Annotated in this window: 9 protein-coding genes; 2 read left to right on the plus strand and 7 right to left on the minus strand. The window is 68.1% G+C overall.

The window, feature by feature from the left end; translation table 11 throughout:
• Positions 1–107 precede the first annotated feature (107 nt).
• Both EKG36_RS16870 and ugpC read left to right on the plus strand, forming a co-directional pair.
• Complete coding sequence (locus tag EKG36_RS16870) at positions 108–1,781, plus strand: alpha-amylase family glycosyl hydrolase (protein ID WP_126486222.1); 1,674 nt, start codon at positions 108–110, stop codon at positions 1,779–1,781.
• A complete protein-coding gene (gene ugpC, locus EKG36_RS16875; protein WP_126486224.1) occupies positions 1,769–2,884 on the plus strand; it encodes a sn-glycerol-3-phosphate ABC transporter ATP-binding protein UgpC in 1,116 nt (371 codons plus the stop codon). The genes EKG36_RS16870 and ugpC overlap by 13 nt, the downstream gene beginning before the upstream one ends.
• A 419-nt stretch (positions 2,885–3,303) precedes the next feature.
• On the opposite strand, the gene malG is transcribed toward ugpC, so the two are convergent.
• The 7 genes from malG to EKG36_RS20535 form a co-directional block, all read right to left on the minus strand.
• Positions 3,304–4,194 carry a maltose ABC transporter permease MalG gene (gene malG, locus EKG36_RS16885; RefSeq protein ID WP_126486226.1) on the minus strand — a complete coding sequence of 297 codons (891 nt, stop codon included), beginning with the start codon at positions 4,192–4,194 and terminating at the stop codon, positions 3,304–3,306.
• 10 nt (positions 4,195–4,204) lie between these two features.
• Complete coding sequence (malF, locus tag EKG36_RS16890; protein ID WP_126486228.1) at positions 4,205–5,767, minus strand: maltose ABC transporter permease MalF; 1,563 nt, start codon at positions 5,765–5,767, stop codon at positions 4,205–4,207.
• An 89-nt stretch (positions 5,768–5,856) separates the two neighbouring features.
• The gene (malE, locus tag EKG36_RS16895; protein ID WP_126486230.1) at positions 5,857–7,053 is read right to left on the minus strand and encodes a maltose/maltodextrin ABC transporter substrate-binding protein MalE; all 1,197 of its coding nucleotides are present in this window, start codon (positions 7,051–7,053) and stop codon (positions 5,857–5,859) included.
• 204 nt (positions 7,054–7,257) lie between these two features.
• Positions 7,258–8,451: a cell division protein ZapE gene (gene zapE, locus EKG36_RS16900; RefSeq protein WP_126486232.1), complete on the minus strand. Its 1,194-nt coding sequence runs from the start codon at positions 8,449–8,451 to the stop codon at positions 7,258–7,260.
• Between the two features lies 1 nt (position 8,452).
• Positions 8,453–9,373, minus strand: a complete 921-nt coding sequence (locus EKG36_RS16905) for a DUF808 domain-containing protein (protein WP_221766110.1) — start codon at positions 9,371–9,373, stop codon at positions 8,453–8,455.
• A 149-nt stretch (positions 9,374–9,522) separates the two neighbouring features.
• Positions 9,523–10,881 (minus strand): N-succinylarginine dihydrolase, encoded by a 1,359-nt coding sequence (astB, locus tag EKG36_RS16910; protein ID WP_126486236.1) that lies wholly within the window; start codon positions 10,879–10,881, stop codon positions 9,523–9,525.
• A complete protein-coding gene (locus EKG36_RS20535; protein ID WP_185827590.1) occupies positions 10,878–11,015 on the minus strand; it encodes a hypothetical protein in 138 nt (45 codons plus the stop codon). The genes astB and EKG36_RS20535 overlap by 4 nt, the downstream gene beginning before the upstream one ends.
• Positions 11,016–11,019 lie beyond the last annotated feature (4 nt).

Raw genomic sequence — 11,019 nt, forward strand, 5'->3', positions numbered from 1 at the left:
TTCTCCCGTCGGCGCTCCCGCCACCATGGCTCGACAGCTCTTCCCGTGCGGTTGACGCCCCGCGGACCGGCGCGTGACCTCGAGACCGACGACTAAGGACAAGGCCCATGACCACAGACACTTCGCGATATCTCGGCAAGCAGGGCGCCGACTGGTGGCGCGGCGCGGTGATCTACCAGATCTATCCGCGCAGCTTCATGGATGCCGGCGGCGACGGCATCGGCGACCTGCGGGGGGTGATGGACAGGCTCGATTACATCGCCTCGCTCAACGTCGACGCCATCTGGCTGTCCCCCTTCTTCACCTCACCGATGAAAGACTTCGGCTACGACGTCAGCGACTACCGGGGCGTCGACCCGATGTTCGGCACCCTCGAGGACTTCGACCGCCTGGTCGAAGCCGCCCATGCCCGAGGCCTGAAGGTCACCATCGACCAGGTGCTGTCGCACACCTCGGACCAGCACCCCTGGTTCGTGGAAAGTCGGTCGAATCGCGACAACCCCAAGGCCGACTGGTATGTGTGGGCCGACCCCCGACCCGACGGCGCCCCGCCCACCAACTGGCAGGCGATCTTCGGCGGCTCCGCCTGGCAGTGGGACACCCGGCGCTGCCAGTACTACCTGCATAACTTCCTGGTCGAACAGCCGGACCTGAACTTCCGCAATCCCGCCGTGGTGGAAGCCATCCTCGGCGAGGTGCGCTTCTGGCTGGAGCGCGGCGTCGATGGCTTCCGCCTGGATGCAGTCAACTTCTGCACCCACGGCGAGCTCAAGGACAATCCGCCGCGGGAGGAGATCACCGAGGGCTTTATCGGCGTGCGCCCCGACAACCCCTACGGCTACCAGCAACATCTCTACGACAAGACCCAGCCGGAGAACCTGGCCTTCCTGGAGCGGCTGCGTGCGCTGCTCGACGAGTATCCCGGCACCACCAGTGTCGGCGAGGTGGGCGACGATGACTCGCTGGGGGTGATGGCCGAATACACCCAGGGCGGCAGGCGGCTGCACATGGCCTACTCCTTCGACCTGCTCGGCGAACGTCATGACCCGACCTTCCTGCGCGAGACGCTGGCCACCATGGAGGCGCGCATCGGCGACGGCTGGCCGTGCTGGGCGCTGGGAAACCACGACGTGACCCGGCTGGCCACCCGCTGGGATGCCGAGGGCAATGCCGCGGCGCTGCGTCTCTACCTGGTCTTCCTGCTCACCCAGCGCGGCAGCGTCTGCCTCTACCAGGGCGAGGAGCTCGGTCAGACCGAGGCCGAGCTCACCTTCGAGCAGCTGGTCGACCCCGCCGGCATCACATTCTGGCCGGCCTACAAGGGCCGCGACGGTTGCCGCACCCCCATGCCCTGGCAGGCCGACGCCCCACACGGCGGCTTCTCGACAGCCACCCCCTGGTTGCCGGTGCCCGACGCCCACCTGGGCCTGGCCGTGGACCAGCAGGACGGCGACCCGGACTCGCTGCTCAACGCCTATCGCGCCTTCCTGGCCTTCCGCCGCACCCAGCCAGCGCTGGTCAAGGGCGAGATCCGCTACCACCCGGTGCGCGACGAGGTGCTGTGCCTCGAGCGCGCCCACCAGGGCAGCCGCCTGCTGGTGGCACTGAACTTCGCCGGGGAACCCCGCGAGCTGACGGCGCCGCGCGCCGCTCGGGCCCTCGAGAACGCCCCGGCGATGGTCAACGGCCACTGGCAGGACGGCACGCTGCGGCTGCCAGCCAGCGGCATCGCCATCGCCCGCTGCACCAGCGATTCGGAGGAAGCCTCATGGGACGTCTGACACTCGACGGCATCGGCAAGGACTATGACGGCGTCGAGATCTCGCGGGATATCGACCTGACCATCAACGACGGCGAGTTCGTGGTGTTCGTCGGCCCCTCGGGCTGCGGCAAGTCGACCCTGCTGCGCATGGTCGCCGGGCTCGAGGACATCAGCCGCGGCGAGATGTGCCTGGACGGCGAGCGGATCAACGAGACCCCGCCCCAGGAGCGCGACATCGGCATGGTCTTCCAGTCCTACGCGCTCTACCCGCACATGACGGTGGCCGAGAACATGGCCTTCGGGCTCAGGCTCGCACGCACCGACAAGGCCGAGATCCGCCGCCGCGTCGAACACGCCGCCGACATCCTCCAGCTCACCACGCTGCTCGAGCGCAAGCCCAAGGACCTCTCCGGCGGCCAGCGCCAGCGGGTGGCGATCGGCCGTACTCTGGTCAAGGAACCGGCGGTGTTCCTGTTCGACGAGCCGCTGTCCAACCTCGATGCCTCGCTGCGGGTCGAGATGCGGGTGCAGATCGCCGAGCTGCACAAGCGCCTCGGCGCCACCATGATCTACGTGACCCACGACCAGGTCGAGGCCATGACGCTGGCCGACCGTATCGTGCTGCTCTCGGGCGGTCGCATCGCCCAGGTTGGTGCCCCGCTGTCGCTCTACCACTTTCCGCACAGCCTGGAGGTGGCGGAGTTCATCGGCTCGCCGCGCATCAACACCCTGCCGGTGACGGTGGTCGACCCGGGCCCGCGGCGCACCGGCGTGCGTCTGCCCTCCGGCGAGACGCTGGCCGTGGCGGTGGACGGCCGGGACCTGACGGCCGGCGAGACCGCCACTTTGGGCGTGCGGGCCGAAGACTTCGTGTCCCCCGACCAGGGCGAGGCACGGCTGGCGGCCCGGCTGATGGTGGCCGAGAAGCTCGGCTACGAGACGCTCGCCCACCTTCAGGTCGAGGGCGTCGAGGGCACGATCACCCAGCGCCTCGATGGCCTGGCCCACCTCGAGGAGCACCAGGCCGTCGTGTTGGGGCTGGCCGGTGACCACTGCCACCTCTTCGCATCGGACGGGACGGCCTGCCCACGCCAGGTGGAGATCCCCGGCATCGCCCACTGAACGACACTCCCCCCTGACCACACCGCCCCGGTGCGCCTTGCGCCCGGGGCGGTGTCGTTGCCAAGCCTCCTCATCGGGATGCATGAACAGCCTGTTCCCGTGCAGGCTAGCTGGCGATGCCGGCATTGCCCTCGGCCCACGACCACACCCTGAGACGGGACGACGTCATAAGCTTTTCCACCCTGCGCAACCTGCCCCTGGTCAAGGGCCTGAGGAGGCCGGCAGGACTGCGCGACTACCTGGGTAGGGTCTGGCGCCTCACCGGTGTGGCACTCTACGACGATCGGACGATCCGATCCCCCACTGCTCCGATCCCGACTGGCCGGAACCAGCCATGGCCTCGGCCACGGCATGAAAAAACCCCGGCGACGGCCGGGGAAGCGGGAGTCCCTGTCGGGACGAGGAAGTCCGGCTGGGGGTCAGCCCTTCACGCCCCCCGAGGTCAGCCCGCCGACGATCCAGCGCTGGCAGAGCAGGAAGACCAGGGTGATGGGCAGGCCGGAGAGCACCGCCGCCGCGGCGAAGTCACCCCAGCGCTGGTTGTGCTCGGCGAGGTACTGCTGGGCGCCGACGGCCAGGGTCAGCTTGTCCTCGTCGAGCAGCAGTACCGAGGCCATCGGGTACTCCATGATCGACATGATGAAGGCGAGGATGAACACCACCATCAGGATCGGCACCGACAGCGGCAGCAGGATGTGGCGGAACGCCTGCCAGGTGCTGGCACCGTCGACCATGGCGGCCTCCTCGAGAGAACCGTCGATGGACTCGAAGTAGCCCTTGATGGTCCAGATGTGCAGCGCCACCGCGCCCAGCGAGGCCAGGATCAGCGCCCCGTGGGTATTGATGCCCAGCCAGGGCACCAGTTGCCCCAGGCGGTCGAACAGGGCATAGAGGGCCACCAGCGAGAGCACCGCCGGGAACATCTGGAAGATCAGCATGCCCTTGAGGATCGGCGCCTTGCCGGCAAAGCGCATGCGCGCAAAGGCATAGGCGCTGGTGGTGGAGAGCGCCAGGATCATCAGCGAGGACACCACCGCCACCTTGATCGAATTCCACAGCCACAGCAGCACCGGGAACGGCGGCTGGACGACGGTGCCGTCGGGGCGCTCCCAGGGGATGCCGAAGGCCAGCGCCCAGTGTTCGAGCGAGAAGCGCTCGGGGATCAGGCTGCCGGTGGCGAAGTTGCCCTCGCGGAAGGAGATCGAGATCACCAGCAGCAGTGGGAAGACCACCATGGCGACGAAGCCCAGCAGGGCGAGGTGGGCACCCAGCTTGCGGGTGCGGATGGAACGGGGTTGAACCATGGCCATGTGAAATCTCCTAGACCGAAACCTTGGACAGGCGCAGATTGAGCACCGACAGGCCGACCACCAGCAGGAAGATCAGGGTGGCGATGGCTGCCGCCAGGCCGAAGTTCTGGCCGGCATCCTGGAAGGCAATACGGTAGGTGTAGCTGACCAGCAGGTCGGTGGTGCCCGCTGGCGTGCTCGCGCCGAGGATGTCCGGGCTACCGCCGGTGAGCAGGGTGATCAGCACGAAGTTGTTGAAGTTGAAGGCGAAGGCGGCAATCAGCAGCGGCGTCAGCGGCTTGAGGATCAGCGGCAGGGTGATCCGGACCATGTTGGTCAGCGGTCCGCCGCCGTCCACCGCGGAAGCTTCGAAGAGGTCGCGGGGGATCGACTGGATCAGCCCCATGCACAGCAGCAGCATGTAGGGGTAGCCCAGCCAGGTGTTGACGATCAGCAGCATGGTGCGGGCCATCGCCGGGTCGGTGAACCAGTCGGGGCTGATGCCGAACAGGTTCTCGAGGATCAGGTTTATCTCCCCGTAGTTCTGGTTGAACATGCCCTTGAAGATCAGGATCGAGATGAAGGCCGGCACCGCATAGGGCAGGATCAACAGGGTGCGGTAGATGGCCTTGCCCCTTAGCTGGTCCCATTGCAGGAGGGTGGCCAGGAAGAAGCCCACCGCCAGGGTGAACACCACCGTCAGCCCGGCGAAGACGAAGGTCCAGACGAAGATCTGCAGGAAGGGCCCGCGGATGTCGGGGTCGGTGAAGATCTTGGTGTAGTTGTCCAGGCCTACCGCCACCGGCCAACCGGGGGTGAGCCGCTCGCCGTCCTCGGTGACGAAGAAGCCGGTCTCGTGGTTCGGTGTCAGGGTAGTGCCGTCGCGCAGGTCGGTCAGGCTGCCGTCGGGGTTCTCCGCGAAGCGAGGCAGGATGGGCGCGAAGCTGCGCAGACCCGCCAACTGCAGCTCGGTGCCGGCCGGGGTCACCAGGGCCAGGGCCTCGAGGGTATCACGCCGGGCGATCACCTCGCGGATACCCAGCACCTCCCCCGGCGGGATCGCCCGGGCCGGCTCGACCGTCAGGGGTTGTCCGTCCACGGCCAGCGCCAGCGGGCGAGATACCAGCCGCCTGACCTCCCCCGCGACCTCGGCCTCCAGGTAGAGGCGCGTGCGCTTGCCCTCGCGGATCAGCTGGAAATCGAAGGCCTGGCCCTCGGCCTGATAGGTCTGGTCGAGGAACTGGACACGCACCCGCTCCTCGCTGAGCAGATTGCTCGAGCTGTAGTTGCTGAAGCTGATACCGATGGTATAGACCAGCGGGAAGATCACGAACACGCCCATTCCGGCGAGTGCCGGATAGATGTAGCGATGACTCATCAGCTCACGCTTGCCGAACACGATCGCCAGGCTTGCCCCCAGCACCAGGAACAGCAGCGCGAACATCCATTGGCCACGGAGATGAAAAGCCATCACCAGCCACAGAGTCGCCAGCACCAGCAGAGCCGTCAGGGCCCGCAGCATCCAACGGGTGTAGCGTTCAGCGGGGTAGCGGGAGCGATGCCGCGGGAGGCCGCGGGAGGCCTCGCGAGGCATTGGTCACAAACATGGGGGTCACCTGCGATCTGCCCCGGCCTGGCCCTGGCTCAGGGCCGGCCGGGTGCCTGCACACTGGAAGGGAAGCGTTACTCGATGGCGTTGCGAATGCGCTCGGCAGCGGCATCCAGCGCCGCCTGGGGCGACTGTCGGCCACTGCCGATGTTCTGCAGCGCCGGTTCCATGGCCGACCAGAAGGCCCCCATTTCGGGGATGTTCGGCATCGGCTCGCCGAGTTCGGCATTCGCCAGGGTCGCGGCGATCCGCGGATCGCTCGCCAGGTCCTGCTGATAGGCCTTGTGGGCCACGGCCCCCAGCGAGCCGTTGCCGTTGAAGGTACGCAATCCCTGCTCCTCGAGCAGGTAGCCCTCGAGGAACTCGGTGGCCAGGAAGTCATTGGGCGAGGCCGAGTTGATCATCGCGGCCATCACCCCGAACATCGGCTTGGCCCGCTCGTCGCCGACTTTGGGCAGCAGGGCCACGCCGAAGTCGATCCCGCTCTTCTCCAGGTTGCTCCAGGCCCAGGGGCCGCTGATCATGGCAGCCACCTCGCCCTGGTTGAAGCGGGTGTCGGTGACGCTGTAATCGGTGCCCTCGGGCAACACGCCGGACTCGATCAGCTCGCTCAATACCCGAGCGCCCTCCACGGCACCGTCGGTGTTGACGCCGATGTCGCTGACGTCATAGCCGGACTCGGTGCTGCGGTAGGGATAGCCGCCTTTGGCGGCCAGCAACGGCCAGCTGAAGTAGGGTTCACCGTAATTGAACAGGATCGCTTTCTTGCCGTCCTTCGCGAGCTCGGCATCGAGCTTGGCGAGTTCGGTGAAGCTCTGCGGCGCTTCCTCCACCAGGTCCTTGTTGTAGATCAGGCCCAGCGATTCCACGGAGATGGGGTAGCCATAGGTCCCACCGTTCCACTCGACGGCGTCCCAGGTGAAGTCGAAGTAGCGCTCTCGGTAGGCATCGGAGGGCGCGACGGCCTTGAGTAGCCCGCTCTGGGCCCATTCCCCCATGCGGTCGTGGGCGAAGATGACGATGTCCGGCCCCTGGCCGCTGCCCGCCGCCTGCTGGAAGCGGTTAGTCACATCGTCGGGATGGACGATGTCGACGGCAATCCCGGTGTCGGAGGTGAAGCGGCTGGCCACCTCGCGGATGCCCTGGGGTCCCTTGTTGTCGCCGATCCAGACGGTCAGGGTATCGTCCTCGAAGGCCATGGCCGGAAGGACGGCGCCGGCGCCCAGGGTGGCGGCGAGCAGAGAGGTGAGGAAGGCGTGGCGTCGTGTCATGTCGATCCCCTTTGTTGTTGTGCAGAGTCGTGGCGCGATGGCCCGGCCCCGTCATGCCGGGCCGGGCGTTTACTCCGGTCAGGGTCGCCATTCGGCCGCCCGGGCGCCTCCTCCTCGAGGCGAGAGGAGGAGGCGTAAGGCCAGGGCGTAGGCGGAAGGGAGAAAACTCGCGAGGCGCCCCTCGATCGGGGCGTCGGGAAACTGTCAGTCGCGGCCGAAGCGCGCCAGCTGCATCTCGCGCAGCCGACTCAGGGTGCGCTGGAAGGGAAAGGCCAGGTGGCCGTCGCGGTAAAGGGACTCGAGTGGCACATGAGCCTCGAGGTACAACGGCACGCCCCGGTCGTAGCATTCGTCGACCAGGGCGATGAAGCGCCGCACGCCGTCGTCCTGGCGGGTCAGCGCCGGCAGCTCGCGATCGCCGGTGGCGACCCGGGCACTGGCATCCTCGGTGCCCCGGGCGATGCCGCCCGCCAGCGCTCCGCCGTCGAGGCGCGGGACCTCGCCGATCAGCAAATGACGATAGCGGTCGCAGAGGCCGATGAAGTCCAGCGCCGAGAGGGGCTGCTCGCACAGCGCCGCGAAGTGGCACCACAGCACGTCGTCGCCGTGCGCCTGTACCGGGATGTCACGGTGGCCCAGCTCGATGGGCGAGGTGCCTGTCGCCTGGCCGTCGCTGAGTCGCGCGAAGACCTCGGCCAGCGGGGAAGGCTGGCCCGGCGCGTGAATCCAGTAGCGGCGCTGCTCCTGCCCCGGATGCCGGCGGTGGTCCTGGTCGCCGTCCAGGTGCACCACCCCCATGTGATGGATGATCGCGTCGATCGCCGGCAGGAAGCGTTCGCGGTTGAAACCGTCGGCATAGAGCTGCGCCGGCGCCTGATTGGAGGTGGCGACCAGCACCACTCCCTCCTCGAACAGCGCCCCCAGCAGGCGCCCCAGAAGCATGGCATCGGCGATGTCGCTGACGAAGAGTTCATCCAGGCACAGCACCCGAACGTCCGCGGCGAGTTCCGCCGCCAGACGACGCAGCGGGTCGGGGGTGCCCGAGAGCTGAAACTGCCGCCGATGCACCCAGCGCATGAAGTGATGGAAATGCTGGCGCCTGGCCGGGACCGTCAAGGTGCGGGCAAAGCGGTCCATCAGCCAGGTCTTGCCGCGACCGACCGAGCCCCACAAGTAGACGCCGGCCACCGCCTCCTCCCCCCTCTGCAGGGCCTGGAAGGTTGCCTCCAGCGCCTCGACCGCGCGCCACTGGGCGGCATCGGCGACAAAGCTGCCGCACTCGATGGCCTCGCGATAGTCGTCGAGCGGCGATCCGGGAGCCACGGCCACGTCCACCGGATCGCGCGAGGCCGCCGCGCCCGACGACGCCGAGGTGTCGCGTTCATGATTCCCCACCATGTCAGCCCCGGCGCAGCTTCTGGACCAGCGTCACCCCGCCCAGCACCACGGCGCCAACGGCGAGGCCGAACACCAGGTTGAGCAGCATCGGGCCCAGGCCATGGACAATGGCATCGAGTCCGGGCACCGCCAGCTCGACCTCCGCGACGCCCTCGACGACGTGGTGCACGGCGGGAATGCCGTGACTGAGGATGCCGCCGCCGACCAGGAACATGGCCACGGTGCCAACCACCGAGAGCAGCTTCATCAGGTAGGGGGCACCGGCCACCAGGGCGCGCCCCAGCCCGGCCACAGCACCCTCGCGATGGCTGAGGTAGAGGCCCAGGTCGTCGAGCTTGACGATGCCGGCGACCAGCCCGTAGACCCCGACGGTCATCAGCAAGCCGATGCCGACCAGCACCGCCACCTGCTGGCCGAGCGCCACCCCGGCGACCGTGCCCAGGGTGATGACAATGATCTCGGCGGAGAGGATGAAATCGGTGCGGATGGCACCCTTGATGCGCTCCCGCTCGAACTCGCGCATGTCGACATCCTCGGTGGCCAGCGCCTTGACCCTTTCGGCATGCTCAGCCTCGTCCTCCTCGCCGTGCAGGAACTTGTGGGCCAGCTTCTCGGCCCCCTCGAAGCACAGGTAGGCCCCGCCCAGCATCAGCAGCACCGTCACCAGGGGCGGCAGGAGGGCGCTGATCAGCAGCGCAGCGGGAATCAGAATCACCTTGTTGCGCAGCGACCCCTTGGCCACTGCCCAGACCACCGGCAGCTCGCGGTCGGCGTTCACGCCGGTGACCTGCTGGGCATTGAGGGCCAGGTCGTCACCCAGCACCCCGGCGGTCTTCTTGGCCGCCACCTTGGTCATCAGGGACACGTCGTCGAGGATGGTGGCGATATCATCGATCAGGGTCAGCAGGCTGCTACCGGCCACGGAGGCCTCCTTGGGTAGTGAATCGGCGGCCACCAGCATAACCGCCGCCCTGCCCCGCGCCGAGCCCCCGGCGCGTGAACCTGTTCCCGGTAACGAAAAAAGCCCCGCCGACAGGCGGGGCCAGGAGGGCTACCTCCACGCCATCGGGCTCAGCAGCGCTGGAAGGGATAGACGTCGCCCAGCCGCAGGATGCGGGTCAGCTCGTCCAGCGCGGCCAGGGTCTCCTCGGCCAGCTGGGGGTCGGCCAGGTCGGCCGGCGCCAGGCGGTCGCGATAGTGGCGCTCGACCCAGGCAGTGAGCTCGCCGTACAGGGCATGATCCAGCAGCACCCGCCCGGAGACTGCGGCCCGCTCCGCTTCGGAGAGTGCCACACGCAGCCGCAGGCAGGCCGGGCCGCCACCGTTGCGCATGCTCTGCTTGACGTCCTTGACCACCACCTCGGCGATCGGGTTATGGCCCGCCAGCAGGTGGTCCTGCAGGCAGCGCCATACCGCCTCCCGCTCCTGGCACTCCCCCGGTACCACCAGGGTCATGGTGCCATCGGGGTTACTGAGCAGCTGGGAGTTGAACAGGTACGAGGCCACGGCATCGTCCAGGCTCACCGCCTCGGTGGGCACGCGCACCGGGATCAGAGGCGTGGCCATCTTGGCCCGCAGTGCGTCCAGGGTGCCCTGCTCGTCACGGAAGGCCATTTCGTGGTAGAGCAGCACCGGGCCGTTGCCCACGGCGATGACGTCGTTGTGGAAGACGCCCGCGTCGATGGCCTCCGGGTGTTGCTGCGCGAACACCGTCTGGGCCGCCTTGAGGCCATGCTGGCGGGCCACCGCCTGGCTGGCCTCCAGGGTCTGTCGGGCCGGGAAGCGGCGTGGCTCGACGTCGTCGCCACCGAAGGCCTGGCGGCCGTAGACGTAGAGGTGCACGCCCGCCTCGCCGTGGTCGGCACACAGTCGGGTATGGTTGGCCGCCCCCTCGTCGGAGAACGCCGGGGTCGCCGGCAGCACCGGGTGATGGGCGAAGTGCGCCTCGTCACGGAAGATCGATCCCAGCACTCGGGCGGTGGTCTCCGGCTCCAGGTAGCGGTGAAAGCTCGACTGCAGGTTGGCCGGGGTGAAATGCACCCGACCGTCCACAGCGTCGACGCTCGGCGTCACCGTGCCGGCATTGGCGGTCCACATGCTGGACGCCGAGCACACCGCCCGCAGCAGCTGCGGTGCCTCGCCGGCGGCCCGGGCCAGCACCTCGGCATTGCTGCCGGAGAAGCCCAGGGCGCGCAGGGCGCCCAGGTCGGGACGCTGCTGGGGCGGTAGCACGCCCTGGGCGTAGCCGGCATCCATCAGCGACTTCATCTTCTCGAGGCCCTGCAGCGCGGCCTCCCGGGGGTTGGCCACCAGGCCCTCGTGGCTCATCGACGCCACGTTGCCGTGGGCCAGCCCCGAGTAGTTGTGGGTCGGTCCCACCAGGCCATCGAAGTTGACCTCGCGCACCGTCGGATTGGTTTCCTGGCTCACAGCGACACCCCCGGCGGCAGCTTGTCGGGCAGGTGCAGGTCTTCGCTCTCCATGGAGGCCACCGGATAGGCACAGTAGTCCGCGGCGGTCTTGTAAGAGCGCGCTCGGAGCGCCTCGGTCGGGCTCGGCATCATGTTC

This window comes from Halomonas nitroreducens, assembly GCF_003966155.1.
Lineage (GTDB): Bacteria > Pseudomonadota > Gammaproteobacteria > Pseudomonadales > Halomonadaceae > Halomonas > Halomonas nitroreducens.

Coding starts and splice junctions, on each gene's coding strand:
- EKG36_RS16870 (WP_126486222.1), top strand. CDS start 108: ATGACCACAGACACTTCGCGATATCTCGGCAAGCAGGGCGCCGACTGG.
- ugpC (WP_126486224.1), top strand. CDS start 1,769: ATGGGACGTCTGACACTCGACGGCATCGGCAAGGACTATGACGGCGTC.
- malG (WP_126486226.1), bottom strand. CDS start 4,194: ATGGCCATGGTTCAACCCCGTTCCATCCGCACCCGCAAGCTGGGTGCC.
- malF (WP_126486228.1), bottom strand. CDS start 5,767: ATGCCTCGCGAGGCCTCCCGCGGCCTCCCGCGGCATCGCTCCCGCTAC.
- malE (WP_126486230.1), bottom strand. CDS start 7,053: ATGACACGACGCCACGCCTTCCTCACCTCTCTGCTCGCCGCCACCCTG.
- zapE (WP_126486232.1), bottom strand. CDS start 8,451: ATGGTGGGGAATCATGAACGCGACACCTCGGCGTCGTCGGGCGCGGCG.
- EKG36_RS20535 (WP_185827590.1), bottom strand. CDS start 11,015: ATGATGCCGAGCCCGACCGAGGCGCTCCGAGCGCGCTCTTACAAGACC.